This is a genomic window from Planococcus antarcticus DSM 14505, from assembly GCF_001687565.2.
GTDB classification, from domain to species: domain Bacteria; phylum Bacillota; class Bacilli; order Bacillales_A; family Planococcaceae; genus Planococcus; species Planococcus antarcticus.
This window is the reverse complement of record NZ_CP016534.2, coordinates 1,946,060-1,971,333: the sequence shown is the minus strand read 5'-3', so window position 1 is coordinate 1,971,333 and position 25,274 is coordinate 1,946,060. Positions and strand designations below refer to the sequence as shown.

24 protein-coding genes and 1 pseudogene are annotated in these 25,274 nt (G+C 43.3%); 20 read left to right on the top strand and 5 right to left on the bottom strand.

Annotated features, from left to right (window positions below; all coding sequences use genetic code 11):
* The first annotated feature begins 18 nt into the window (after positions 1–18).
* The 9 genes from BBH88_RS09825 (at position 19) to BBH88_RS19900 (ending at position 8,982) form a co-directional block, all read left to right on the top strand.
* On the top strand, positions 19–1,554 hold the full coding sequence (locus tag BBH88_RS09825; protein WP_065536866.1) for a plasmid pRiA4b ORF-3 family protein: 1,536 nt from the start codon (positions 19–21) through the stop codon (positions 1,552–1,554).
* Between the two features lie 28 nt (positions 1,555–1,582).
* The gene (locus BBH88_RS09820; RefSeq protein WP_154669147.1) at positions 1,583–1,756 is read left to right on the top strand and encodes a hypothetical protein; all 174 of its coding nucleotides are present in this window, start codon (positions 1,583–1,585) and stop codon (positions 1,754–1,756) included.
* Positions 1,757–2,590: 834 nt separating this feature from the next.
* Positions 2,591–3,619, top strand: coding sequence for an ABC transporter substrate-binding protein (locus tag BBH88_RS09810; RefSeq protein ID WP_065536869.1), 1,029 nt, complete (start codon positions 2,591–2,593; stop codon positions 3,617–3,619).
* A 38-nt stretch (positions 3,620–3,657) separates the two neighbouring features.
* Positions 3,658–4,146: an ABC transporter permease family protein gene (locus BBH88_RS20035; RefSeq protein WP_407946462.1), complete on the top strand. Its 489-nt coding sequence runs from the start codon at positions 3,658–3,660 to the stop codon at positions 4,144–4,146.
* A 38-nt stretch (positions 4,147–4,184) separates the two neighbouring features.
* Positions 4,185–5,402 carry an ABC transporter permease gene (locus BBH88_RS09805; protein WP_407946461.1) on the top strand — a complete coding sequence of 406 codons (1,218 nt, stop codon included), beginning with the start codon at positions 4,185–4,187 and terminating at the stop codon, positions 5,400–5,402.
* Complete coding sequence (locus BBH88_RS09800; RefSeq protein ID WP_006831398.1) at positions 5,395–6,465, top strand: ABC transporter ATP-binding protein; 1,071 nt, start codon at positions 5,395–5,397, stop codon at positions 6,463–6,465. The genes BBH88_RS09805 and BBH88_RS09800 overlap by 8 nt, the downstream gene beginning before the upstream one ends.
* A 496-nt stretch (positions 6,466–6,961) precedes the next feature.
* Positions 6,962–7,576 carry a DUF4386 domain-containing protein gene (locus BBH88_RS09795; RefSeq protein ID WP_197684174.1) on the top strand — a complete coding sequence of 205 codons (615 nt, stop codon included), beginning with the start codon at positions 6,962–6,964 and terminating at the stop codon, positions 7,574–7,576.
* A 122-nt stretch (positions 7,577–7,698) separates the two neighbouring features.
* Complete coding sequence (locus tag BBH88_RS09790) at positions 7,699–8,502, top strand: metallophosphoesterase (protein ID WP_065536870.1); 804 nt, start codon at positions 7,699–7,701, stop codon at positions 8,500–8,502.
* Between the two features lie 138 nt (positions 8,503–8,640).
* Positions 8,641–8,982 (top strand): DUF488 domain-containing protein, encoded by a 342-nt coding sequence (locus BBH88_RS19900; RefSeq protein ID WP_006831395.1) that lies wholly within the window; start codon positions 8,641–8,643, stop codon positions 8,980–8,982.
* A gap of 308 nt (positions 8,983–9,290) precedes the next feature.
* Here BBH88_RS19900 and BBH88_RS09780 read toward each other — a convergent pair whose 3' ends face one another.
* Complete coding sequence (locus BBH88_RS09780) at positions 9,291–10,265, bottom strand: proline dehydrogenase family protein (RefSeq protein ID WP_006831394.1); 975 nt, start codon at positions 10,263–10,265, stop codon at positions 9,291–9,293.
* 273 nt (positions 10,266–10,538) lie between these two features.
* On the opposite strand from BBH88_RS09780, the pseudogene BBH88_RS20030 reads away from it, so the two are divergent.
* Both BBH88_RS20030 and BBH88_RS09770 read left to right on the top strand, forming a co-directional pair.
* Positions 10,539–11,134: pseudogene (locus tag BBH88_RS20030) on the top strand (GNAT family N-acetyltransferase).
* The gene (locus BBH88_RS09770; RefSeq protein ID WP_065536871.1) at positions 11,131–11,838 is read left to right on the top strand and encodes a class I SAM-dependent methyltransferase; all 708 of its coding nucleotides are present in this window, start codon (positions 11,131–11,133) and stop codon (positions 11,836–11,838) included. The pseudogene BBH88_RS20030 and the gene BBH88_RS09770 overlap by 4 nt, the downstream one beginning before the upstream one ends.
* A gap of 43 nt (positions 11,839–11,881) precedes the next feature.
* Here the strand turns inward: BBH88_RS09770 and BBH88_RS19475 are convergent, their stop codons facing one another.
* The 4 genes from BBH88_RS19475 to fdhF form a co-directional block, all read right to left on the bottom strand.
* The gene (locus BBH88_RS19475) at positions 11,882–12,010 is read right to left on the bottom strand and encodes a YhfH family protein (RefSeq protein ID WP_193781241.1); all 129 of its coding nucleotides are present in this window, start codon (positions 12,008–12,010) and stop codon (positions 11,882–11,884) included.
* Positions 12,011–12,087: 77 nt separating this feature from the next.
* A complete protein-coding gene (gene aceA, locus BBH88_RS09765) occupies positions 12,088–13,380 on the bottom strand; it encodes an isocitrate lyase (RefSeq protein ID WP_065536872.1) in 1,293 nt (430 codons plus the stop codon).
* A gap of 1,162 nt (positions 13,381–14,542) precedes the next feature.
* Positions 14,543–15,022 (bottom strand): helical membrane plugin domain-containing protein, encoded by a 480-nt coding sequence (locus tag BBH88_RS09760; protein WP_065536873.1) that lies wholly within the window; start codon positions 15,020–15,022, stop codon positions 14,543–14,545.
* A gap of 14 nt (positions 15,023–15,036) precedes the next feature.
* Positions 15,037–17,964, bottom strand: coding sequence for a formate dehydrogenase subunit alpha (gene fdhF, locus BBH88_RS09755; RefSeq protein WP_065536874.1), 2,928 nt, complete (start codon positions 17,962–17,964; stop codon positions 15,037–15,039).
* A gap of 259 nt (positions 17,965–18,223) precedes the next feature.
* Between fdhF and BBH88_RS09750 the strand changes: the two genes are divergently transcribed.
* The 9 genes from BBH88_RS09750 to moaA all read left to right on the top strand — a co-directional run bounded on the left by BBH88_RS09750 (position 18,224) and on the right by moaA (position 25,178).
* Entirely contained in the window at positions 18,224–18,607 is a 384-nt protein-coding gene (locus BBH88_RS09750; protein WP_006831386.1) for a Na-translocating system protein MpsC family protein, read from the top strand.
* Positions 18,594–19,409 (top strand): formate dehydrogenase accessory sulfurtransferase FdhD, encoded by an 816-nt coding sequence (fdhD, locus tag BBH88_RS09745; RefSeq protein ID WP_065536875.1) that lies wholly within the window; start codon positions 18,594–18,596, stop codon positions 19,407–19,409. The genes BBH88_RS09750 and fdhD overlap by 14 nt, the downstream gene beginning before the upstream one ends.
* 248 nt (positions 19,410–19,657) lie before the next feature.
* Positions 19,658–20,941 carry an L-lactate MFS transporter gene (locus BBH88_RS09740; RefSeq protein ID WP_006831384.1) on the top strand — a complete coding sequence of 428 codons (1,284 nt, stop codon included), beginning with the start codon at positions 19,658–19,660 and terminating at the stop codon, positions 20,939–20,941.
* Between the two features lie 233 nt (positions 20,942–21,174).
* Complete coding sequence (locus tag BBH88_RS09735) at positions 21,175–22,419, top strand: molybdopterin molybdotransferase MoeA (protein WP_006831383.1); 1,245 nt, start codon at positions 21,175–21,177, stop codon at positions 22,417–22,419.
* Positions 22,407–22,928 carry a molybdopterin-guanine dinucleotide biosynthesis protein B gene (gene mobB, locus BBH88_RS09730; protein WP_006831382.1) on the top strand — a complete coding sequence of 174 codons (522 nt, stop codon included), beginning with the start codon at positions 22,407–22,409 and terminating at the stop codon, positions 22,926–22,928. Before BBH88_RS09735 ends, mobB begins: the two co-directional genes overlap by 13 nt.
* The gene (locus BBH88_RS09725) at positions 22,915–23,355 is read left to right on the top strand and encodes a molybdenum cofactor biosynthesis protein MoaE (protein ID WP_006831381.1); all 441 of its coding nucleotides are present in this window, start codon (positions 22,915–22,917) and stop codon (positions 23,353–23,355) included. The genes mobB and BBH88_RS09725 overlap by 14 nt, the downstream gene beginning before the upstream one ends.
* Complete coding sequence (moaD, locus tag BBH88_RS09720; protein ID WP_006831380.1) at positions 23,352–23,585, top strand: molybdopterin converting factor subunit 1; 234 nt, start codon at positions 23,352–23,354, stop codon at positions 23,583–23,585. The genes BBH88_RS09725 and moaD overlap by 4 nt, the downstream gene beginning before the upstream one ends.
* A complete protein-coding gene (gene mobA, locus BBH88_RS09715; RefSeq protein WP_006831379.1) occupies positions 23,582–24,145 on the top strand; it encodes a molybdenum cofactor guanylyltransferase in 564 nt (187 codons plus the stop codon). Before moaD ends, mobA begins: the two co-directional genes overlap by 4 nt.
* Before the next feature lie 16 nt (positions 24,146–24,161).
* Positions 24,162–25,178 carry a GTP 3',8-cyclase MoaA gene (gene moaA, locus BBH88_RS09710; RefSeq protein WP_006831378.1) on the top strand — a complete coding sequence of 339 codons (1,017 nt, stop codon included), beginning with the start codon at positions 24,162–24,164 and terminating at the stop codon, positions 25,176–25,178.
* The last annotated feature ends 96 nt before the right edge of the window (positions 25,179–25,274 follow it).

Genomic DNA, 25,274 nt, shown 5'->3' with positions numbered 1-25,274 from the left:
CTTGATTGGAGTGATTAGATGATTTATCAATTTAACGTACAGTTGAAACACACACAGCCAAAGGTATGGAGAAGACTTCAAGTAGATAGTGAAATGTCTTTTTATCAACTTCATAAAGTGCTGCAGATTGCTTTTGAATGGGAAAACAGTCATCTGCATGCGTTCGAGATTATGAAAGCACATGGAAAAATGTCGCCCCGTGTTGAAATTGGGATGAATGATGAAGAATTTGATCTTTTTGGAAACGAAACATTGGATGAAAAAACGGAATTCGTGAAGGATTGGTTTACGACTGTAAAAGATCGAACACTTTATACATATGACTTTGGAGATGATTGGCAGCACGACATCGTACTGGAGAAAATGATGGAGCCAAAAAAGGGAGTCAAGTATCCGCATTGCGTGAAAGCTGTTGGATTGGCTCCAGAAGAAGACAGTTGGGGAACGGAAGAAGAACGAGAAAATGTGGAACCTGACATTTTAACGGCAGAAGTGAATGGGAATTTAGCGCCCTACGCTCAGGAAGTGCTAAATAATAGTGAACAAACGACGAATATTTGGAAAAGACTACTGTTGAAATCAAAAGAGTTAAACGCTTTAAAGCCGTGGGAGCTAATAGGCGACAATGAAGTTTTCATCGTTCAGGATCCAGTCAGTCAAGAGTACTTGTTCATTAGTGTTCTCGGAGGTGCTGGACAGGAATACGGATTGGCGGTTTACATTGGCGAAGAGGGCTATAGAAGTCTTCAACTTACAATGGAACAAAAAACACCACTAATGGAAGTAATCTTCATACAGCGCAGCTTATTGCTGTCGTTTGTCGACCGACACGAGTTAGAGAAAGAGGACTATGATTTCTTGAAGAGTCAGGATGTAACGTTCAGAGGTAAAAAGCAATGGCCGGAATTTCGCAGTATGGTACCGGGAAGTTACCCATGGTCGATTGATCAAGAAGAAGCTCGTATACTGATACTTGCGATTGAGCAAACAAACCATGTATTCCAGTTAGCCAGACAAGAAATACCTTTGCCGCTATTTCAACAGGAAGATAAAATTTTTGCGAGAATTCCTTATGAATCAGGTCAAGGAATGCACTGGGAAAACGAATTATTGCACATCGATTCGATAGAAAATGGTAATTCACCGCTTCCAGTCGAGCAAATAGTGTCCGACGTGGAAATTAAACTAGCAAAGAGTACTGCTGTTTTGAACAGTTCAATCCAATTTGATTTGTTCTATATAAATATGCCGGTCCAGTCGGCGACAGGAGAACGCCCTTATTTTCCATACATGGCTGTCGGAATTGATAGCCAAACAGGAATGGTTCTGCACCAGGATATTTTTGAAAGCCGCGACGCAGCTGAAAATGCGCAAAGGGGATTGCTCCAAGTCGTTGAACGTATTGGTAAATTACCAAAAAAACTAGTACTTACTGCTGCAACTCATCGTTTGCTGGAGCCGGTGCTATCGAAGCTCAAACTAAAGGCGGAAGTGGTCAGCTTTTTACCTGAAGTGGAAAGCTTCAAAACAGCTCTTTCTCAATTTGAAACTTAAACAAAAAACCGATTTTGAGGTGATAAAAATGGATTTGATTGAAGAACTGGTAGTTGCCTATCTTTTCCAAAGCTATGAATCGTTCAGTGTGCTAAATCGTGTAACTGGTGAAATACTATTGGATGCCCCCGAATCGGTAACGGGAGAGCCTGAAATTGATTGGGATGATGAAGCAGCGGCTGACTTGATTCCGATTCCCTAAATAACTTCGCAACAAGCCTATGAAACAATGGTTTTTTTGTGAAAAATCAACATGCAGATGCACGAAAAGTCTTATATAAAGCGCTCAATGGCATAAGTCCCTTCGGAAAATTTAAAACGGCCATAAAGAATATGAACTTGGATAGAAAGTGGCACGATTTCGAACAAGAATGTGCCGAAAGGGAAGTCAAGGAATGGCTGGATAGTCGTCAGATTGACTGGACAGGATTTACGAAGTAAAATTCAGGTGCCAGGCACTAAAAAATGATAGCCATTGAAAAGCGCCAATTCCAAGAAACTGGGATTGGCGCTTTTGCGAACAGTGAAGCGTTTTTTTATAGTTTTGGCAGTGACAAGCTTCTTGTCCCTAGATCGATAATGCTATTTGCACAATCACGCCAGACTCTTTTTATGATGATGTGCGCGTGTCCATTTCTCCGTTTGTTGTCGAGGAGAGTAGATATCTGCAACGTGTGACAATTTCCATCACTATCCACTCTTTGGCTTGAACTTACGTGTTTGCATATTTGCTCGGGGAGGTGTGAAACTTCTCTGCTACGAACAGCATTAGCCGTTTTTGTGCAACGTGTATATACCTCTTTTTATATTTGACCTCGCCCACTGGGCAATCTATAGTTACTATATAAGGCAATAACTAGCAGAAGCAATCGGCATCGATAAATCTTTACATAAAATGTGATTGATTAGATGCAGCATAGTAATATTTCTTAATAGTGGCCTAACAATAGCTTCACAAAGCAGCTCTATACTAATAATGAGTCTTTACATAATCGCTACACTTAAAGGCCGATACAAAATTCGAGGGGGAAATAAGATGAAAAAAATCTTTTTTGGTTCAGCGTCATTGTGTCTAGCGACGTTTTTAACAGCTTGCGGCAGTGAGGAAGCTGCGACGGATACGGAGTCAGCTGAAGGTGGAGCGGGCGTCTCTGGTACGCTGGATTTTTATACGTCCCAGCCCGATGCGGATGCGCAAGGCTTAGTAGATGCCTTTAAAGAACAAAATTCAGAAGTCGATATTAGTATTTTCCGCTCTGGCACAGAAGAAGTTGTGTCGAAAATCCAGGCTGAAAACCAAGGAGGCAATATCCAAGCGGATGTCCTACTGGTTGCCGATTCAGTGGCATTCGAAAATTTTAAAGCGGAAGAGCTGCTATTGGCCTATGAATCACCTGAAGCGGAATCCATCGATCAAGCGTTCGTTGATCCGGATGGTACTTATGCAGGAACCAAAATTATGGCGACTGGTTTGATCGTCAATACCAATGAAGTAACAGAGCTTCCAACTAGTTGGGATGCCTTGACTGACGAGGCAACTAGTGGTCAGTCCGTCATGCCAAGTCCGCTTTATTCTGGTGCAGCGGCTTATAATCTCGGTGTGATGACGCGTCAGGACGATTTTGGCTGGGACTTCTACGAAGCGCTTCGCGCCAATGACATCACCATCACTCAAGGCAACGGAGCGGTCTTGGAAAGCGTTGCGACTGGAGAGAAGAATTATGGCATGATCGTCGATTATTTGGCGGCGCGTGCGAAAAGTGAAGGGTCGCCGGTTGAATTAGTGTATCCGGAAGAAGGTGTTCCGGTTATTACCGAGCCAGTGGGCATTATGGCCAATACTGAAAACGAAGAAGCATCTAAAGCATTTGTCGATTTTATCCTTTCAGAGGAAGGTCAACAACTGGCTTCAGAACAAGGTTATACACCAATTCGTGAAGGCATAGAGGCACCTGAAGGCTTGAAGACGCTGGACGAGATGACCATTCTGGATGCACAAGCGGTAGAACTATTGGAAACGCGTGATGAAGACAAAAAGGAATTTGGAGAGATTTTCGGACAATAAAAAAACGAGCTTGAATTTTGATGTGAGGAGTTACAATTATGACAGCAAAAAAGCCAATGGTTGGAGAGAGAAAAAAGAGGGATTCCTCTTTTTCTCTCTTTTTTCAAAGTAAAAATTTGTATAAAGTAATGGGTTTACTGGTCATTTTTGTGTTTTTCTTGTTGCCAGTGTTGCGGCTCATCTGGCTCAGCTTTGTAGATGACGGTTCGCTGACGCTGCAATATTACACAGAAGTACTGAGAGAGCCTGCAACCTGGAAGACAGTGCAAAACACATTGATTGTTGTAGCGGGCTCGACAATTCTAGCATTAGTACTCGGTATTTTATTTTCCTGGATTGTCGCTTATGTTCAGTTGAGTGGAAAAAGAGCGATGCAGCTTTTTATCTTCCTGCCGTTCGTTATTCCTTCCTATATTACGACGCTGGCTTGGACGCAATTTTTTAGTGCATCTGGTCCGGTTACAGCAGTGCTGTCTCTACTGCCAGGAGATTTAGAAGCACCGAATTTGTATAGCATCGGGGGATAATCCTGCTGCTCGGAATTTCTCATTATCCACTGGTGTATTTGTTTACGGTTAACGTTTTCCGTAAAATTCCGCGTGAATTGGAAGAGGCAGCCGCGACAAGCGGACTGTCAAAAAAACGAGCGTTCCGAAAAGTGGTCCTTCCGTTGGCGCTGCCAGGAATTGCTAGCGGTGGATTGATTGCGTTCTTGTCGAATCTCGACAATTTCGGAATTCCGGCATTTCTTGGCACTCCCGCCAACATACGGGTTTTGAGCACTTATATTTACGAGCAAGTTGTGGGGTTCGGTCCTTCCGCGTTTTCACGAGCTGCCGTACTATCAGTCATTCTCGGCATTATTGCACTTTTAGGAACGGTTCTGCAATGGTTCTTACTGCGCCGCAGCCGTGTTAATGAAACAAATAGAAGTGATTCGACGCCACGCATTTATTTATCAGCGGGTAAACAAAAGCTATTGGAAGCTTCTATGTGGATTTTCCTGTTGGTAACAAGTTTGATGCCGCTAATTGCGATGGGTGCTTTGTCGCTCATATCCGCTTACGGGGTACCCTTCAATTTGGAAAATCTGTCGCTACGTAATTACGAATATGTCTTTTTGACGGATTCTAAACCTTTGACGGCCTTATCGAACAGCCTGCAGCTGGCCTTTTTCACCATGCTAATTTGTCTCATGCTCGGTACGGCCATGGCATATTTGCGCTTTAAGTACCCGGACTGGAGTACAAAAGCTGCTGAACTGTTCACTACCATTCCTTTTGCTCTGCCCGGTACGGTATTTGCGCTGTGCATGATTTTCATGTGGCTTGAGCCGGTTCCGGGTTGGAATCCAGGCATATACGGTACGGTATGGATTTTGTTTATCGCTTACGTCACACGTTTTCTCGTGCTGCAAGTTAGAGGCAGCTATACGGCATTTCTGCAGATCGATCCATCAATGGAAGAAGCCGCCCGTACATCCGGCGCTTCGGGTTGGGTGAAATGGCGAAAGATTTTATTGCCATTGCTGTTTCCAGGAATTCTCAGCGGAGCGCTGCTGGTGTTCTTGATGGCACTCACTGAACTAACGGTATCGAGTTTATTGTGGTCGTCTGGCTCTGAAACGGTCGGCGTTGTCATCTTCGGCTACGAGCAGGCAGGCTACTCTACCTACTCGACTGCATTTTCAACTATATTGGTATTGAGCATTTTACTCGGTGGTGGGTTGTTTATGCTGATTGGCGAGCTTTGGGACAGAAAGGTGCTGAAAAAAAATGATTAAAGTAGACAATGTATCAAAAAAATACGGATCGTTTACCGCGCTGCATTCGATTGATTTGGAAATTGGCAACGGCGAATTTATTGCTGTGCTGGGTCCTTCGGGATGCGGCAAAACAACGTTACTGAAGCTTTTGGCAGGGTTTATGGGACCGACAGAAGGAACCATCTCTATGGATGACACGGTCTTGGCATCGACGAAGCGCGTCTTGCCGCCTGAAAAGCGCAACATCGGCATGGTATTCCAGTCGTTTGCGTTATGGCCGCATATGACGGTTGCTGAACATGTTAAACTTCCGCTTAGCTATCATCCGAATAAAGTTAAAGAAGGCAAGAAGGAAATGCAAGAGCGGATAAATGAAGTGCTAAAGCTGGTCGGGCTGGCAGCTTTGGCGGAGCGCTTTCCGTCCGAGCTTTCGGGTGGACAGAAACAGCGTGTGGCATTGGCTCGAGCCATTGCGCCTTTACCCAATTTGTTGTTGATGGACGAGCCACTCAGTGCATTAGATGTAGAACTGCGGATGGAAATGCGCAAAGAAATTCAAAAACTGCACAGAGAAACGAAAGCTTCTATCGTTTTTGTCACGCACGACCAAGGTGAGGCGCTGGCCATTGCTGATAAGATTGTTGTCATGAACCAAGGACGTATTGAACAAATTGCACCGCCCGAAGTTCTTTATACACGGCCGGAGACAGAATTCGTAGCGACTTTTGTCGGCAAATGCAATCTCGTAAAAGGGCAATGGCGCGATGACCAATTTGTTCCGACGATTGTTTCAAATACTATCTGGCCGGACCTTGGTGTGGCAGACAGCTTTAAGGAGAGCGGAATCTACCCAGTGCGTCCCGAGCAGTTCCAACTGATGCCAGCCCAAAGCGAAGGACTGCAGGGAATTATATCGTTCGTCCAATACCAGGGCCATGAAATTCACTATACGGTGGAGGTTGACGAAGAAACTTGGACCATCCACGAATCGGTATTTGCCCCACGCTTCCATACCGGTGATTTTGTTGGTATTTCGTTGAAGAATGCGCCTGTGCAAAAAGGGGCGTTGATTTCGAGTTAGAAATCAGTCATCCGCAAAATAAAAAATAAAACGTTCGGAAAGGTATTTGTGCACCTTTTGAACGTTTTTTGTTTTTTAATTGTTCGTGGAAGCACTAGGAAACGTAAGATAAACGAAATTGCCAAAAATAAGCAAGAGGTATAGTATGAAATTATAATATGGCTGCTTATTAAGATAAAATCAAAAACTTTTCTATTCAAGCTAATCCTTGGATTTCCTTGAAAAAATCACTAGCGAAAAGAGTTTGTTTTAGATCAAAAGTTTGCTGCGGAGTTAGAAAAAAGTGCTCGTAAATCAAAATGCATTCTATTAATCAAGGAGGAATTGTAAACGTTTACAAGTAAAATTCTTAATAAAAATGAGGAAACTACTATCAAAATCTGTTGGATAATTTCGTGTAAATAATCGTAAATTTCAAAAGTTTTCTTAGCTAAATCAATTTATTTCTTTTGTTTTTCCATTGATGAATTCTATGCGATTGAATGGAGGAATTGAAATGACAACTGGTATGAATGAAAAAAACCCGCTTTTTTACGCTAGAGTGGTAGGGTTTGGATTGCTGCTCATGGCTTTAGTCGCTTTATTTGCGAATCTATTTGTAATTGAAAGCTTTATTATACCGGGAGATGCAGCATCTACTATAAATAATATCACTGACAATGAAGTGTTGTTCCGTTTGGCAATCGTCAGTTTCGTCATCGTGCTTGTTCTGGATGTTATCGTCGCTTGGGCACTTTATATTTTGATGAAACGAGTAAATAACAACGTCGCGTTGCTAGCGGCATTGTTTAGGTTGATCTACACCGCAATTTTTGCAGCTGTGATATTTAATTTTTTAAGTGTATTACAGTTGGTAAGTGAAGAGCGTTACTTGGCGTTAATGGAGACAAATCAATTACATGCTCAGGTCATGTTACTGATTGATGCTTTTAATAACGGGTGGAATATTGGACTCGTATTTTTTGGCATGCATCTACTTCTCATCGGATATTTGGTCTTCAAATCAGGATTCATGCCGAAACTTCTGGGAATCTTAGTAATGTTGGCAGGTCTAGGTTACCTAATCGACAGCTTCGCAAAAATTGAACTGTCGAACTATTCTGATTTCTAGACGATATTTGTACTAATAGTTGCTATACCGGGAGCAATTGGGGAATTGGCGTTAGCCATCTGGCTATTGGTGAAAGGCAAAAAAATACCGGAAATGAAGTATTGAATAGAGGAGGCAGAGAATTGAAAATCGCTATCTTATCTGATATTCACGAAGGAGTGAATCGAAAAAAGTCTGGCGCTAATATTTTGGGGTTACTGAAGGAATGGATGATCCAGCACGCGCCGGATGTCTTTATTATAAGCGGTGATATAACGGCTGGACCAGAAAAAAGTCTGACATTGTTGACTAAGCTACAAAGCGAGTTGTCGAATATTAACATTCTATACGTTCATGGTAACCATGATCTTTATCATTCGGATTCAACTATTGCGTATGAAAAGCTGCTGGAGTTCGGGGGCAATCTTGGCAACGGTCCGGTTCAGTTGAATAAAGACTGGGTCGTCATCGGAGATGGTGGTTGGTACGATTATACATTCGGTATCGACGGCTATACCGCTGAGCAATTTTCAGTCGGCAGTTATAATGGTTTCACTTGGCCAGACAAAGTTCATGCGCATTGGCAGAAGGGTGACGAAGCTGTTACTGATCGGTATTTAAAACAACTAGAGAACTGGTTAGCGGAGCATCAAGACAAGAATATCATCTTGGTTACTCATTTCGTGCCGTTTACTCATTTTGTCCAAGTTAAAGAGGATCCGTCTTGGGATTTTTTCAATGCCATGATGGGAAGTGCAGGCTTGGGCGAGCTGGCAGAAAAATACGGTGTCAAGAAATTAGTTTTTGGTCATATTCATACCCGTTATCATGAAGATTACAAAGGAATAGATTGCATCTGCAACCCGCTCGGTTATTTTCCACATGAATGGAGCAGCGACTCAGCACAAGAAGAAATCAAATCGACGATTAAAGTCATCGAAATTTAATGGATTGACTGTTCAAGTTTGACCACTTCTTGCATAGGAATTGAATAGAAATAGCTTATCGGGAGGTGGGTTCAGTTAGATGGATATTTATACAATTGGCCATTCTAGCCATTCGCAGGATTTATTTGATGCGATGCGATGCTGAAAGAAGTTGATATTGAGCTCTCAGCAGATGTCCGGGCGTTTCCGGGTAGTCGGAAATGGCCGCAGTTTTCCAAAGACGAATTTCCTGCATGGCTTCATAAAGAAGGAATTGACTATGAGCATTTCCTGAAACTTGGCGGCAGACGCAAGAAGTCGAAAGATGTGGAGGAAGACAAAAATGCAGGCTGGAGGAATCAGTCTTTCCATAATTATGCGGATTACACATTGACTGAAGAGTTTCATCAAGGCATCGACGAACTGCTGGTAAAGCGGCAGATAAACGGACTGCTTATTGCTGCTCGGAGCGTCATCCATCGCGTTGCCATCGTTTGCTAATCAGTAATTACTTGGCGGCGAATGGTCATTAAGTAATGTACATCATCGATGGCAAGAAAGGAGCGGCTGACCTTGTCGAGCATGAAGTCGGGATGTGGGGAGCCGAAGTGCAACTAAACGATGATGGCACTGTGACTTACCCAGCAGATTCATAAGAGGATGTGGCATGTAATAAAACCAGCAGGCCTTGTCATAAAGGTCTGCTGGTTTTATTGATTGCTTTTCGTAAAACCGGTTTTTGGCATTCGTCTTAGGAATGCTACATCTCAAATCTGGATCCAACGCAGGACTCAGTTGGAACTGGTAATTTACGATTTTTTGCTTGTCAGCCGGCCAAGTAAAAATGCTCCAGCGATGGCGCCGATCGCTGTGTTGGTCTTTTTGGTGAATACTTGTTTTACCACCAAGTTCAAATTCTGTGGACGTTCAGCGAGTCTCCGCATGAAGTACCCATACCAGTCTGTGCCGAATGGGATGTAGGTACAGAAATTATAGCCTTGTGTTGCAAGCTCCAATTGCATATCCTTACGGAAGCCATACAGCATCTGGAATTCGAATTTTTCTCTTGAAATCTCATGGTCGATGACAAACTGCTTCACGTGATTGATGACATTATGGTCATGTGTCGCAATAGACGTGAACTTGCCATTCAATAGATGGTACTCGATCAATTCGATAAAGTTGGCATCGATTTCCGCTTTACTTTGGTAAGCGACGGCTTCAGGCTCTTTATAGGCGCCTTTGACGATGCGCAGGCGATAGTTGCTGTATTTTTTGATGTCTTCTTCGGCTCTGACGAAATAAGATTGAATGACCGTTCCGATATTGTCGTAGTCTTTCGACAATACGTCCAGCAGATCAAAGGAAGGTTGAAGACGTGCATAATTTTCCATATCAAAATTGATAAGAATACCGTACTTTGAAGCTTTATCGACAATTTCCTTGATATTTTTCAAACAGAAATCGGTATCGATATCGAGTCCTAGCTGTGAAGGCTTTAAGGAAATATGAGCATCTACTTGATGTTTGTGGATGGCGTCCACAACACCCAGAATCTGATTTTTTGCTTCCAACGCTTCCGCTTTATCGTGGACAAATTCACCGAGATTATCAATGGTGCAACTGATGCCTTGTGCATTCAATTCCTTGATGCTGCCAATGGCTTCCTCGATATTGGTTCCGGCTACGACGCTATGTGCGCCAAGCTTGAAGCCATAGTTTTGAGCTACTTTATTTAAAAGTTGGTTTTCTGAAAGGTGGATAAAGAAGTTTTTAACGATCATTTTTTATTGCCCCAATCTTCTCTGAATTTTTTAGCGGAACAAATCGTCGAAGGAATATAAAGAAAAACTTCAACTTAATTAGAATAAAACCTTTACTGCAAAATATTTTTGCATTAATAATTATCTCTACCTATAATAATGCAAAAAAATAATGCATTTTGCAATCTTTATTTTTCAGTATTATGATTGGAATGAAAATTTTTAATGAATATGGCTTTAAAAGTGACAATTACATGGACGGCTTACGAAAATGGCCGTTTCTGATAAAATAGAATGACGAGAAAAAAGACAAATGCGAAAGGAAGTCGACCGATGGAAATAAGCTATAGTTTTGAATCTAAACGGTTGGTCTTCAGGCATTGGTCAGAGCGGGACCGGAATCCGTTTGCTGCAATGGTGGCAGATCCAGAGGTAATGCGGTATTTCCCTAAGCCCATGACAAATAACCAAGCCAACCAACTGGTTGATCGGTTCGAAACGCATATGGACGACAAAGGCTATACGATGTGGGCAGTGGAAAAGAAAGGCGACGGGACGTTCATCGGCTTTATTGGTTTGCTGGAAATCACTATGGCTATTAAGGGGAAGGGGTCTGCAGAAATTGGCTGGCGGCTGGACAAACGCAGGGCTATGCGACTGAAGGAGCATTAGCTTGTCTTGCGTATGCATTTGGTCGACTTAATATGAATGAAGTCTATTCCTTTACTTCTTTAGTCAATGAGCCATCAGAAACCGTTATGAAAAGAGTTGGCATGACCAAAGTGGGCGAGTTCGAGCATCCTAAGCTAGAAGCAGATAGTCTACTTAAGAGACATATTCTTTATAAAATTGAGAGAAAAGAATTCGCAAATGCAGGAGGTAGAGGATGAAAAGACAAGTGCTGGAGATATTCAATGAATTAGCAAGCGTCTACGAAAAGATGGGTGATGCGGACAACCTGTACAATACACAATACGAAAGACCGGCAATGATGCAGCATATTCCGACAGATTTGGCGGGAATGAAAGTACTTGATGCGGGTTGTTCAGCCGGCTGGTATTCGAGGCAATTAGCAGACAGGGGAGCAATAGTGACGGCTGTTGACGTGAGTCCAGAAATGGTCAGTTTCACAAAAAAGCATCTTGGTGATAGTGCTAATGTGCTGTGTTTGGATTTGGAGGACCGGTTACCATTTGAGGATGAAAGTTTCGATTGGATCGTCAGTTCGCTGACTTTACATTACGTGAAGGATTGGCATACGACTTTTGCAGAATTCCATCGCATATTAAAGCCTAGCGGTAGCTTCTTGTTGTCCATCCATCATCCGCTAACAGATTTGAAGTTGCTGAACAGACCTCAGTATTTTTCCACTGAGCTCATTGTCGACCAATGGAATAAAGCAGGGAAGACCTACCAGGTACCATTTTATCGCAGACCTTTAAGTGAGATTCTCAACACATTTATCGCCTATTTTTCAATCGAACAAGTGACAGAGCCAGAGCCCACAGCAAAATTTAAGGAACTGGAGCCCGAAAAATATGACAAGCTGATGAAAAGTCCGAACTTCCTTATCCTGAAAGTCCGAAAAAACTAACTACAATAACCAAAGACCCACTCGATTTCGAGTGGGTCTTTGGTTATTCATCTGTATTGCACATGCAGCGCTCACATTCATAGATGATCGATTGCTGACGTTCCTTGATTTCGCATCCGCACTCGCGACATTCTTTCTTGGTGCGTGACTCATAGTTTTTTGTCGTTTTCATAAGGATCTCCTCCAATAGGTTAGTTTGGGTTGAATGCCGTGACGAGAGTTGGACGCTAATCAAAAGCTGGTGATTGTTTATTTAGTAACTGTGAATTGAGCAGTTTCAGTCGAGCCTTTCATGGCTGTTGTTGAGCTCGTTCCACCTGAAACGATTTGTGAAATTTCGTCAAAATAACTAGTACCGACTTCACGTTGGTGACGCGTAGCTGTGTAACCTTTTGATTCGTTGTCGAATTCCGCTTGCTGCAGCTTCGAGTATGCAGCCATGCCATGATCTTTATAGTCGTATGCCAAATCGAACATGCTGTGATTCAATGAGTGGAAGCCAGCTAGTGTAACGAACTGGAACTTGTAGCCCATCTTGCCAAGCTCAACTTGGAATTTCGCGATGGTTTCTTCATCAAGTTTCGCTTTCCAGTTGAACGATGGTGAGCAGTTGTAAGCAAGCAACTTGCCCGGGAATTCCGCATGGATCGCATCAGCGAATTGCTGTGCTTCTTCCAAGTTCGGATGAGACGTTTCGCACCAGACAAGATCTGCGTAAGGCGCGTAAGCTAAGCCGCGTGCGATTGCTTGGTCAATGCCTGGGTTCGTGCGGTAGAAGCCTTCTGGTGTGCGTTCACCTGTGATAAAGACGTGGTCACGTGGATCGATGTCGCTAGTGATCAAATCAGCTGCATCTGCATCTGTACGCGCAATGATGATGGTCGGGACACCTAAAACATCGGCTGCTAATCGAGCAGAAACAAGATTTTTAATTGCGTTTTGAGTCGGCAGTAATACTTTGCCGCCTAAATGTCCACATTTTTTCTCGGAAGCCAACTGATCTTCAAAGTGAACGCCAGAAGCGCCTGCTTCGATCATTGCTTTCATCAGTTCGTAAACATTCAGCGGTCCGCCAAAGCCAGCTTCAGCATCTGCCACAATCGGTGCGAACCAATCAAAGCCTTCTGTGCCTTCAACTCCGTCAATTTGGTCAGCACGTTGAAGTGCTTGGTTAATTTTCTTCACTACATCAGGAACCGAATTGACTGGGTACAAACTTTGATCGGGGTACATCTGACCTGCAGAGTTGGCGTCAGCTGCTACTTGCCAACCGCTCAAGTAAATTGCCTTCAAGCCAGCTTTTACTTGCTGAACTGCCTGGTTACCAGTTAAAGCACCTAAGGCATTGACGAATTCTTCTTCATGAATCGAACGAAATAAACGCTCAGCGCCTTTACGCGCCAATGTATGTTCAATTTGTACTGAACCGCGAAGCTTTACAACTTCCTCTGGCGAATACGGACGTTCAATTCCATTCCAGCGGCTTTCCTCTGTCCAGCTAGTTTTTAGTTCCTCGATTTGTTGAAGTTTGTTTGTGACCATGTCATCCATCCCTTTCTGATTTAAAGAATTTATTTAACAATCTGTATTAGTACAGTTTGTTTTCTTGTTAATTAATATATAACAGATAGTTTGAAATGTCTTTAAAATTGGATAAAAACCATTATTTCGTGATGAGAGCGCTTAATCGACGATAAGGACTGAACTGTCTTCTATTTAATTGTATGAACACACAGCTCAAAAGAGGAGGAGTTAGGAGAATGGGGGGACAATGAAAGAATCCTCTCTTTCTCCAATCCTTCGATTCCACCGGTAAAGATGTGGTGCTTTAAATAAATAAACAAATAAATAATACTCACAATTGTGGTAGCTGGCTTTATGGTATGAATCTTACTGACCTATTTATGGAAACGTCCATCGTTTTCAGAACCATAAGGGATATAAGCCTTCTTTAAATTAAACCCCACGAGCCATGAGGAAACAATCTTAAGTTCTTTCTTTTTTGGGGGATTTGTTGTTGTTTTTTTAGCTCCCTGCTTAGGGAAATCGGAGTTGTTTGTGGAATAGTGGAGGTTGTTTGCGCAACTCTAGAGTTTGTTTGCGGAATATCATCCTTTGTTTGCAGAATCCAAAAATCCCAGTTTTTTAGGCTGAAATCAATCACTCTGCAGCCATTTCTCCCAATATCCCTGCCAGTGGCTAGTTAACAAATCGAAGAATCACATGAAAATGGCTGTACTTAAGATAGTAGAAACATAAAAACAAAGAATAAAAATTCGAGTAAATAAAAAATAAAAACAATGCTGAAATTGAATCCAAGAAGAAAATTATTGTCTTATTTTTTGCAGTTCCTTCTATATAATAGAAACCTTTAGAGCATCTGGAATGATGAAGAGATAAGCTCAAAAAAAATTTGCTCAATTGAGTTTGTCGTAGCGGACTAAAACTACCTGAAATCAAATAACAAAAGACACACGTAAACCAAACTACCACGCCACGATAAACAAATCACTCAGCGCCGGCGCATCTACGGGCTAGGCGAAGCGATGGAACGGTTAGACTTACCGGTTCATCGTGTGAGCCATGCCCAAAGCGTCCGAAGCGACTCGAAAAGCCAAATATAAAATGCTTCATACAACCAAAAAACAGCTGCGGCTATAAAGAAAGCCGCAGCTGCATATGAAAATCCATTTATTTGTTGAAACTATTTATCTAACCCTTTTCCCATGCCTTTTAGGAAATTGAGTCCAAACTTGATCGCGCGGTTAACATCAGGATCTCTGAATGCTCTAACCATTTGAAACACTCCAAGTTTCTTGCCGTTGTGATTTTGCGATTCAGCCTCATTTAACCCTTTGACCATGCTTGAAGCCAGCTTTTCCGTAGATGCGGGATCAATCGCTGTTAATGCGGCGGCAGCACCCATCATATTATTGATGAGATTTGTTACCGGTACACGAGTCGCTTGTCCCATGACCACTTCAGCAATACCTTCTTTTGCTTTGACCATTGCCAGTATCGCATCTAGAACTCCTGCGTCATCCAGATCACCCGTGATGGCTAATAGTTTATTGAGTGCTTGATCTTGTTCGGCAATCAGGGTTTCCAATTCATAAAGCTTTTGCTGACGGATTTCTTCAGTTGTCCATTCTTTCCTCTTGATTTGCGTTATTGGACTTGCCATAGGACATCCCCTTTCTATCGTTGATCTGTCAAATGCACATAGCCTTCGCGTGCCCATTTGCGTTCCACTTCAATGCCAGATTGTGGCGTGCGTTTTTTATCACGCGGATTTGATTTTGGCAACGGACGTTTCACATGATCTTTTAAGACTTCCATACGGACTTTCGTCTGCTTGTAAGCAGGTGTATTGGTACGCTGATCAACAGCGGGTCCTGTCAGGAAATTGATCGCCGTTTCTTTTTTCGTTGAGTTCATCGGCAAGAACAGTTCGTTGCCTTTTACTCTTCCGGTTACAATAACCGGCAATTTCAACGCACCATAAGGGGAGACCAGGCGAACGGTCGAGCCGTCTTCAAGTCCTCGTTCTTTTGCCAGCTGCGGAGACACTTCAACAAAAGTTTCCGGCAGTTTGGAAATGATGCCTCGAGATTTATCGGTCATATTGCCTTCATGGAAATGTTCCAATAAACGGCCGTTATTAATGTGGAGATCGTATTCCTCTGGGAAAACCACAGGTTCAACCCAATCCGATAAAGCGAAACGCGCTTTTTTGTCAGGGAAGTTAAAGCCGTCTACATAAAGAAGTGGTGTACTTTCGCCTTCTAAGCTGCCCCAAAGGAAACTATTCCAGCCTTCCATATTCGTGTAATCCGCTTTAGCGAATAGGGGAGACAAGCTTGCCATTTCAGCGAAAATTTCACTCGGATGGCCATAGTCCCAGCCAGCGCCAAGGCGATTAGCGATTTCTTGGACGATCCACCAATCTGCTTTTGATTGGCCGAGTTCTGGAAGAGCTTTGTATAAGCGCTGGACACGGCGTTCCGTGTTTGTAAATGTACCGTCTTTTTCAAGTGACGGCGCAGCAGGAAGAATCACATCGGCATATTGTGCAGTTCGAGAGAAGAAAATGTCTTGAACTACGAAAAAGTCGAGTTTTGCTAAAACTTCGTCGACGTGATTGGCGTTAGAGTCAACTAAAGCCATATCTTCACCCACAACGTACATAGCTTTCATAATCCCTTCGTCGACAGCCTGAAGCATTTTAATATTATCCATGCCTGGTTTGTTGTCGATTTTCACGCCGTAAGCTTGCTCAAATTTTTCGCGGGCATTGTCATCGGACACGTGCTGGTAACCTGGCAACCAACCTGGTAATGAGCCCATGTCGCAAGCGCCTTGAACGTTATTATGTCCGCGAAGTGGATAAGCACCAGCACCCGGACGGCGATAGTTACCTGTTGCTAGCAGCAAGTTAGAAATCGCAGCGGATGTATCAGAACCGCCTGTGTTTTGTGTCACGCCCATGCCCCAAAGAATGCAAGTACCATCAGCGTCACGAATCATTTCAGCTGTCCGGATCAAGGTTTCTTTAGAGACACCACTTTGTTGTTCGGCATAATCTAGCGTGTACTGGTTTAATACTTCTTTAAAATCATTGAAATAATTCACGTTGTCATCGATAAACTGCTGGTCGTGCCAGCCTTGATCGATCATGTATTTCGTTACAGCCATTAGCCATACCTGGTCAGTGCCTTGTTTGGGTGTAATGAAAACATCCGAGCGTTCAGCCATTTCGTTTTTACGCATATCCGCAACGATCAATTTTTGACCGTGCAATTTATGAGCGCGTTTTACGCGAGTCGCTAAAACCGGATGACCTTCTGCTGGATTGGCACCGACAATGATAACAAGTCCAGCGCTGGCGATGTCTTTAATCGTTCCAGCATCTCCACCCATTCCGACTGTGCGGAACAAACCATCTGTCGCTGGAGATTGACAATAACGTGAGCAGTTGTCGACGTTATTTGTTTTAAATACCTGACGGCTAAGCTTCTGGATGACATAATTGTCTTCGTTGGTGATTTTTGAAGAAGAAATGACACCGATGGAATCTTTGCCATTTTGCTCTTTGATCGCTTTGAATTTTGATGCGACTAAGTCAAGTGCTTCTTCCCAGCTAGCCTCTACAAATTCCCCATTTTTGCGGATCAAAGGAGTGGTGATCCGTTCTTCACTATTGACGAAATCCCAGCCGAACTTCCCTTTGACACACGTGGAAATTTGATTTGCTGGAGCTTCTGACACCGGCTGGATTTTTAGGATTTCGCGATCTTTTGTCCAAATTTCAAATGAGCAGCCGACGCCACAGAACGTACAAACCGTTTTGGTTTTTTTCGTGCGTGTTTCACGCATCTTCGCTTCAGCATCCGAAATAGCCAAAATACCGCTATAACCTGGCTCAACATCTTTTACTAAATCAATCATCGGTGTCATAATTTTTTCAGGAATTGCCGTCATAAAGCCAGCTTCACCAAGCATTGATGTTTCCATCAAAGCGTTGCATGGGCAAGCGGTTACGCATTGGCCACAGCTGACGCAAGAAGAGTCGTTGATTTTTGCGCCGCCATCCCAAAGAACAATCGGACGGTCGCGTGACCAGTCCATCGTCAAGGTTTCATTGACCTGCAAGTTCTGACAGACCTCTACACATTGGCCGCAGGCGATGCACTGATTCGGGTCGTAGCGGTAAAACGGATTGGTTAAGTCGACTTCATCAACCGAGCATTTTGGCTCAAAAGGATATTTTTGATGCTCGACTTCCATCATGTCGACAGTATTGTGGATTTTGCAGTTTCCGTTGTTATTGTCGCAAACCGTACAGTAAAGCAAATGGTTTTCAAGAATCCGGTCCATGGCTTCAGTCTGTGCTTCTTTGGCACGCGGCGAAGCGAGTTGAACTTCCATGCCGCCAGCAGCGAGAGTTGAACAAGCGCGAACAAGCTTGCCGTCAACTTCGACAATACACGTATCACAGGTTTCAATCGGATCGACTTCGGGCATATAACAGATTTGTGGATGCAGAATCTTTTCTTCGTTGATCACCTGCAAAATGGTTTTTCCCTGTTCGAATTCAATGGGGGAACCGTTAATTATAATGGACATGCCAAAACCTCCTTTTTGAAATAAAAAAATTCCACTATGAAGAGCACACTTGACAAGTGCATCTGTTTCATAGTGGAATAGTGTTTTAACAGGACTTGTTAAATGACCAATCCAAGTGTATAGGGCAAAGTGAAAGCGCTGCCGCAATAACTTACGGCGGTACCAACATATGCTATTATTATAAACAGTAAAAATGTGTTGTACAACTAAAATATCGAATAATCAATAAATAATTAGCCGAATAGAGGAGAAGATACATATGTCCAGACAGATTCATGAGTTCAATGACATCATTCGAAAGCTTAGAAAAAATCTGTTCGGTAAAGGACCAGAGCGAATTCAGACTATTTTTGTCAATGACATGGCCATTTCAACTTTGTACGGAAACCTGAGTCCATCAGAACAATTTATTGCCAGAACAGTGGAAGGCAGGGAAATGGTCCACGCAGCTCGTACACGGATGATCCAGAATGTTTACGCAACAGCTGCGCCAGAAGGTATGGAGGAATTAGTTGGAGCAAAATTCGTCCATCTGTTTTCGGATATAAAAGTAGAGGACGATATCGCCGTTTCCGTTTTTCTTTTCGACCGGCCGATTGATCAAAATGGCCATTTGGGAGGGGAATCTGATGCAGCAAGATAAAATAAGGAAAATCATTCGTTATGAAAAAGGTGCATTTATCGAAAAACAAGATCGTGTCGTCGTCGAACAGCCGGCAACCATCAAAATCAACGGCAAGGAATTTATCACGATCGTCTGTTCACCTGAGCACATGGAAGAAATGGCCATTGGATTTTTAATTTCTGAGCGGATCATTCCCAACTATAAAGATATCCAAGACGTTCGTGTGGATGAAAAAAACGGTACGGTTCATATCACGGCAGAAAAGGTCTATCCGTTTTTTGAACAGCTGCAGAATAAGAGATTTATCAGTTCTTGCTGCGGCATGAGCCGCCAAGGATTTGTTTTTGCGCATGACGCGATGATTGCAAAGAAGATGACGGAGGTCCGAGTAACGCTGACTCCAGAAAATTGTTTTCAGCTCATGGAGGACATGGGCGGCTCGGCAGAAATGTTCAAGCAGACAGGCGGCGTCCATAATGCGGCTCTTTGCGATGCGACCGGCATTATCGTGTCACGGATGGATATCGGCAGGCATAACGCATTGGACAAGATATATGGCCATTGTTTAACGAATAACATCGATGTGTGCGATAAAGTTATCGTCTTCAGCGGCCGGATTTCTTCCGAGATTTTGCTGAAGGTGGCGAAAATCGGCTGCGAAATCGTCCTATCGAAATCCGCTCCCACGGAATTGGCATTGACGCTGGCTGAAGACCTAGGTATCACAGCGGTCGGCTTTATACGTGGCAGCTCTTTTAATCTTTACACACACCCTGAGCGGATCGTCTGCGAAGAAAGTACTGCCCAGACAAAAAAATAAAACTTGGTGACAAAAAAAGATAAGGGTGCTATGATTCTAATCGTCTTATTATTTAGTCAATTAAAGCGGTGAAATTTCAAAGGTTTTCAGCTGTTTCCACCTAGAGTGTTAAACAGAAAAAAGCGTTTTAGTTGTTCTTAAAAATTCTCTTCTCGAGCAATCAACCTGGCAAACACAAAAATTAATGATTTGGCTTTCTGAAAATCATTTTATATATTTTTATTTATTCATCAGGAGGTTAGGAAAAAATGAAAAAAAAGCCAAAAAACAGATGGTTGATTGCATTATCTGCAGTAGGGATACATATTTCGATTGGTTCTGTATACGCTTGGAGTAATTTTACAAATCCATTGATCGAACAGTTTGGATGGTCCACCAGTCAAGTGCAGTTAACATTCAGCATCGCCATCCTATTCCTTGGGTTGTCCGCTGCCTTTTTCGGCAGTTTTGTTGAAAAATACGGCCCGAGAAAAGCTGGGATTGTGGCCGCACTTTTCTTCGGTACCGGAATTATCGGCTCAGGATTTTCTGTAAGCGCTTCCTCTTTGCCGATGCTTTATGTGTTTTATGGCGCACTTGGTGGAATCGGGCTTGGTATAGGCTATATAGCACCAGTTTCAACTTTGGTAAAATGGTTCCCTGACCGCCGCGGCCTAGCAACTGGCCTAGCAATTATGGGCTTTGGATTTGCTGCAGCAATTAGTAGCCCTGTTATGGAAGTGCTCATTACTTCAGTCGGTGTAGAGCAAACCTTTTATATTTTGGGTGCTGCTTATCTTATCATCATGTTGCTGTCTTCTCTGTATCTTGAAAAACCAGAAGAGGGCTGGTCGCCGGCTGGCTTTGAAGAAAAAGTTAGCAGTGGGAAGGCCGAACGGAAAATTGATTTGTCCCAACTGACTGCCAATGAAGCAATTAAGACAAAACGATTTTATTATTTATGGTTTATGCTGTTCATTAACGTGACGTGCGGAATCGCTATTTTGTCAGCCGCGAAGCCAATGGCGATTGATAGCATCGGCATGACGACTGTGCAGGCAGCCGCTTTGGTTGGTGTTCTTGGAATCTTTAATGGTCTTGGCCGTCTCGGCTGGGCAGCAATTTCCGATTATATTGGCCGTCCGAACACCTATACTGCATTTTTCGTTATTCAAATCGCGTTATTTGCTTTCTTACCGTTTACGACCAATGCGATTTTCTTTCAAATTATGCTAGCGATTATCTACACATGCTACGGTGGTGGATTCGCTTCGATTCCAGCGTATATTGCTGATATTTTTGGCACTAAACAACTTGGCGCGATCCACGGCTATATCTTAACTGCCTGGGCAGCAGCCGGTCTTGCTGGTCCATTGTTTGCGGCTTTCATGAAAGATAAGACAGGTAGCTATGAAAGTAGCCTCTTGTTCTTTGCCGGTCTATTTGTTGTAGCACTCGTTATTTCTGTGGTCATCCGTCTTGATATTCGAAGACTTCGTTCCAAAAACGAGAAAATGGCAGTATCACGTAACGCTGAAGTTGTCAGTGATTAGTACTGATCGTTCAATTAATCTTTATCAATGATAAGCAACAAGTAATTATCGTTTCTAAAAAAGCCTTGAAAGCAATTGTTTTCAAGGCTTTTTTCTTTTGTTTCAACAAGCTTGTTTGACAGCAATCGTCCCTTTGTATAAGTTTAATACGATAAGGGCTATACTTAAATACATATTGAAACATGACGCGCATTTCAAATCATCTGTAAAAAAATTGAAGGAGCTGAAGACTAATGGTCGAAAAACGGACGCCACTACCCGTTGCAGAAGCGGTTGAGCGAGTATTAGAACATGCCATGTCGCTTGGGGCGGAAAAGGTAGAACTAGAAGAAAGCTATGGCCGAATTTTGGCAGAGCCGATTATCGCTTCAAGCGATGTACCGCCGTTCGATCGGTCTCCTTACGACGGTTTTGCAATTCGTTCTGTGGATTCTACTGGAGCGTCAGGTGATAATCGAGTGGCATTTAATGTAATTGATCACATTGGAGCGGGAGAGGTGTCTACTAAAAAGCTGGCACCTTTTGAAGCAATCCGCATCATGACAGGTGCACAGTTACCAGAAGAGGCTGATGCCGTGGTAATGTTTGAACAAACGGTCGAGTCAGTGGAGAGTGTAACCATTCGCAAGCCGTTTGGTGCAGTAGAAAACGTATCTTTGCAGGGAGAAGATCTTAAAAAAAACGAAGTAGTCATCGCTAGTGGCAGCTTCATCAATCCGGGAACGATCGCACTACTGGCAACTTTTGGCTATTCGCAAGTAGCGGTAAGCAAACAGCCAGTTGTCGGCATACTTTCTACTGGAACCGAATTATTGTCCGTTGGAGATGACTTAGCACCAGGAAAAATTCGCAATAGCAACGGTCCGATGATTGTCGCGCAGCTAAAGCGAATGGGCTTACACTGCAAGATGTACGGCATGTCAATTGATCAATTAGATGAAAGTTACGAAGTGGTCAAAAAAGCAGCAGCAGAAACCGATTGCCTGATTACGACAGGAGGCGTTTCCGTCGGTGATTTTGATTTTTTACCGGCAATTTACGAACGGCTTGGAGCCGAGGTATTATTCAATAAAGTTGCTATGAGACCAGGCAGTGTAACAACGGTAGCAGTAGCGAATGGACGCTATTTATTCGGGTTATCGGGAAACCCATCTGCTTGCTTTACGGGATTTGAATTGTTTGTTCGACCTGCGCTTTTAAAAATGATGAGTGCCAGTAAACTATACTTGCCGCATACAACGGCGCGATTGGGTGAAGATTTCACTAAAGCCAACCCTTTTACTCGGTTTATTCGCGCTCTTTATAACGGCGACACTGTGTCACCGGCCGGCTTTAATAAATCCAACGCCGTATCATCCATCGCACGGGGCAATGCTTTGATTGTGTTGCCAGGCGGCACGCGTGGTTATCAGTCAGGCGATGCGGTAGATGTCTTGCTTCTTGGCGTAGAAGAAGGGTCTGATCGGTGGACACTGTGAAAGTGTTACAAGTGGTCGGCTTTAAAAACAGCGGCAAAACGACAGTAATCTTGAACTTGCTTAGATTGGCAAACGACAAAGGAAAAAAAGTGTCCACCGTTAAGCATCATGGCCACGGAGGCGCACTCGACATGCCTTCAGCCGCCACCGATAGTATGCGTTTTTTTGAAGAAGGAACAAACAGCTCGGTCGTTTATGGCGGAGGAGTTGTTCAAGTGCTTCAGCGAAAAGAAGAAGCGATGCTAGATGAGCTGATTGGCCTTGCTTCTATGGAAGATCCCGATTTGATTTTAGTAGAAGGCTTTAAAAGAGACGATTATGAGAAAATCGTCTTGCTGCGATCGGCTGAAGATTGGATAGAGCTTCAAGAGCTCAATCATATCGTCTTAGTAATCACACCGAAACAGATGAAGCTGGACAATCTACCGGTTGTTCTGCACAATGACCTTAAGCAATTAAACTCTTGGTTTACTAACTGGATGGATGGTGACAGCAATGAAGGCGTTTGAAGTCGTAACAGAAGCGATCAATCCTCAAGTCTACGCAGATTTTGTGCTGCGACCGGAAGCAGGTGCTGTGACTTTGTTCACCGGGCATGTTCGTGAATGGACAAAAGGTGTACGAACATTGCATTTGTCCTACGAAGCCTATGTGCCGATGGCAGAGAAAAAATTGGCGCAAATTGGTCAGGAAATCGAACAACGCTGGGAAGGAACAAAAGTAGCCATCGCGCACCGTATTGGCGAGCTGCAAATTAGCGATATCGCAGTCGTTATCGCAGTTTCATCACCGCATCGGAAAACAGCTTACGAAGCAAACGAATATGCCATAGAACGAATAAAAGAAATTGTGCCTATTTGGAAAAAAGAGATTTGGGAAGATGGAGAACAATGGATCGGCGATCAAAAGAAGAAGCCGAAAGGGGGATTAGCATGATCAACTTGCGTTATTTTGCAGGACTCAAAGAACAGACCGGTGTTTCCGAAGAACAAATCGACATGGCTGGACGCACCGTTGAGGAACTATGGCAATGGGCAACGGAAAAATATCCAGATTTCCTGTCGGGCGCGGCTCGCGTAGCTGTCAATGAAGAATACGCGTTGCCGACAGATGTTTTAGAAAAAGGAGATGTGGTCGCTTTTATTCCACCGGTCAGCGGGGGGTGAGGACTACAGTCGGTATCTTGCTTGCAGGCGGGTTATCACGCCGTTTCGGTTCTCCCAAAGCCTTCGCAGAACTAGATGGTGAGCTTTTTTACGAACGTGCTTACAAGGCTTTGGATCGTGTTTGTGATCATGTGGTTATTATTTCCAGACCGGAATTGGTAGCGTGCTTTTCATCTGACTACGATGTCATCACCGATCTTGACTGGATTGCGGGACAAGGACCACTAGCTGGAATCTTGTCTGGCATAACTGCGAGACAAGCCGATAAATATTTGGTGCTGCCTTGTGATATGCCGTTTATCGGTCCTGCTGAAACGGCAAAGCTTCTAGCCTTAACGGAAGATTCTTCAGATATATCAGCTGTATGGAACGACAGTGAAAAAATTCCTTTGTTCAGCGTTTGGGATATCCATTTAAAAGAACAGCTGCAAAAAGAATTGGAAACTGGTCAATTACGTGTGATGAAATTTATGGAGAAAGTGACTACTCAGTGGATCAACTCATCAGAAATCCATAAAGATCAGCTTGTTTTTCGCAACGTGAATCAACCCGACGACTAAAAAAGGAGGTGGCGTAATGGCCATTAAACCAGTAGAGGACTACTTTCAACGTCCGATACGGGATTTACGAATTTCAGTCACCGACCGCTGTAATTTCCGTTGTTCGTATTGCATGCCTAAAGAAGTATTTGGTGACGATTATGCATTTTTACCGAAGCAGGAATTGTTGTCATTTGAAGAAATACATCGCTTGACTAAAGTGTTTGTAGCAATGGGCGTTAAAAAGATTCGGTTGACAGGTGGTGAACCGTTAATGCGCAGAAGATTGCCAGAATTGGTTGAGAAAATCCTTTCTGTTGAAGGGGTAGAAGATATCGGATTGACGACAAATGGCTTGCTTCTTGGCAATCAGGCTCAAGCGCTTTACGATGCGGGACTTCGCAGGTTGAATATTAGTTTAGATGCACTTGATCCTGAATTGTTCGGCAAGCTGAACGGCCGGGGCGTCGATCCATCGCATATCCTGAAACAAATCGATTTCGCACGGCAAATTGGATTTGAAATCAAAGTCAATATGGTTGTTCAAAAAGATGTCAATGAACAAGAAATATTGCCCATGACAGCTTATTTCAAAGAGCGTGGCATCACGTTGCGTTTTATCGAATTCATGGATGTTGGCAATGACAACGGCTGGAGCTTTAAAAAAGTAGTAACGAAAAAGCAGATTCTTGAAAAGCTGCAAACCGTCTACAAACTAGAGCCTGTCGACAAAGATTATTACGGTGAAGTGGCGAAACGCTACCGCTTTGAAGAAGGAGAGGCGCAAGTTGGATTTATCACGTCTGTGTCAGAATCTTTCTGTTCATCTTGTACGCGTGCCCGTTTGTCTTCGGACGGAAAATTCTATACTTGCTTGTTTGCAACAAATCATTTTGATATTCGCGAACTGATTCGGAGCGGGTCGAGCGACCAAGAATTAGTAGAGAAAATTTCTGCCGTTTGGGAGCATCGAGATGATCGCTACTCAGATGAACGAACTGAATTGACAGCTAAAAACCGTAATAAAATCGGCATGTCGTATATCGGTGGCTAATACCTCTTAAGGACAGACAAAAAGACGTTTCCTATTTTTACAGGAAACGTCTTTTTGTCTGTTTATTTTAAGCTGGGAGACACTGACAGTCTGAAT

Bases quoted from the DNA above. Each gene is read 5' to 3' on its own strand.
- BBH88_RS09825 (WP_065536866.1), top strand. From the start codon at position 19: ATGATTTATCAATTTAACGTACAGTTGAAACACACACAGCCAAAGGTA.
- BBH88_RS09820 (WP_154669147.1), top strand. From the start codon at position 1,583: ATGGATTTGATTGAAGAACTGGTAGTTGCCTATCTTTTCCAAAGCTAT.
- BBH88_RS09810 (WP_065536869.1), top strand. From the start codon at position 2,591: ATGAAAAAAATCTTTTTTGGTTCAGCGTCATTGTGTCTAGCGACGTTT.
- BBH88_RS20035 (WP_407946462.1), top strand. From the start codon at position 3,658: ATGACAGCAAAAAAGCCAATGGTTGGAGAGAGAAAAAAGAGGGATTCC.
- BBH88_RS09800 (WP_006831398.1), top strand. From the start codon at position 5,395: ATGATTAAAGTAGACAATGTATCAAAAAAATACGGATCGTTTACCGCG.
- BBH88_RS09795 (WP_197684174.1), top strand. From the start codon at position 6,962: ATGACAACTGGTATGAATGAAAAAAACCCGCTTTTTTACGCTAGAGTG.
- BBH88_RS19900 (WP_006831395.1), top strand. From the start codon at position 8,641: ATGCTGAAAGAAGTTGATATTGAGCTCTCAGCAGATGTCCGGGCGTTT.
- BBH88_RS09780 (WP_006831394.1), bottom strand. From the start codon at position 10,265: ATGATCGTTAAAAACTTCTTTATCCACCTTTCAGAAAACCAACTTTTA.
- BBH88_RS09770 (WP_065536871.1), top strand. From the start codon at position 11,131: ATGAAAAGACAAGTGCTGGAGATATTCAATGAATTAGCAAGCGTCTAC.
- BBH88_RS19475 (WP_193781241.1), bottom strand. From the start codon at position 12,010: ATGAAAACGACAAAAAACTATGAGTCACGCACCAAGAAAGAATGTCGC.
- aceA (WP_065536872.1), bottom strand. From the start codon at position 13,380: ATGGTCACAAACAAACTTCAACAAATCGAGGAACTAAAAACTAGCTGG.
- BBH88_RS09760 (WP_065536873.1), bottom strand. From the start codon at position 15,022: ATGGCAAGTCCAATAACGCAAATCAAGAGGAAAGAATGGACAACTGAA.
- fdhF (WP_065536874.1), bottom strand. From the start codon at position 17,964: ATGTCCATTATAATTAACGGTTCCCCCATTGAATTCGAACAGGGAAAA.
- BBH88_RS09750 (WP_006831386.1), top strand. From the start codon at position 18,224: ATGTCCAGACAGATTCATGAGTTCAATGACATCATTCGAAAGCTTAGA.
- fdhD (WP_065536875.1), top strand. From the start codon at position 18,594: ATGCAGCAAGATAAAATAAGGAAAATCATTCGTTATGAAAAAGGTGCA.
- BBH88_RS09740 (WP_006831384.1), top strand. From the start codon at position 19,658: ATGAAAAAAAAGCCAAAAAACAGATGGTTGATTGCATTATCTGCAGTA.
- BBH88_RS09735 (WP_006831383.1), top strand. From the start codon at position 21,175: ATGGTCGAAAAACGGACGCCACTACCCGTTGCAGAAGCGGTTGAGCGA.
- BBH88_RS09725 (WP_006831381.1), top strand. From the start codon at position 22,915: ATGAAGGCGTTTGAAGTCGTAACAGAAGCGATCAATCCTCAAGTCTAC.
- moaD (WP_006831380.1), top strand. From the start codon at position 23,352: ATGATCAACTTGCGTTATTTTGCAGGACTCAAAGAACAGACCGGTGTT.
- moaA (WP_006831378.1), top strand. From the start codon at position 24,162: ATGGCCATTAAACCAGTAGAGGACTACTTTCAACGTCCGATACGGGAT.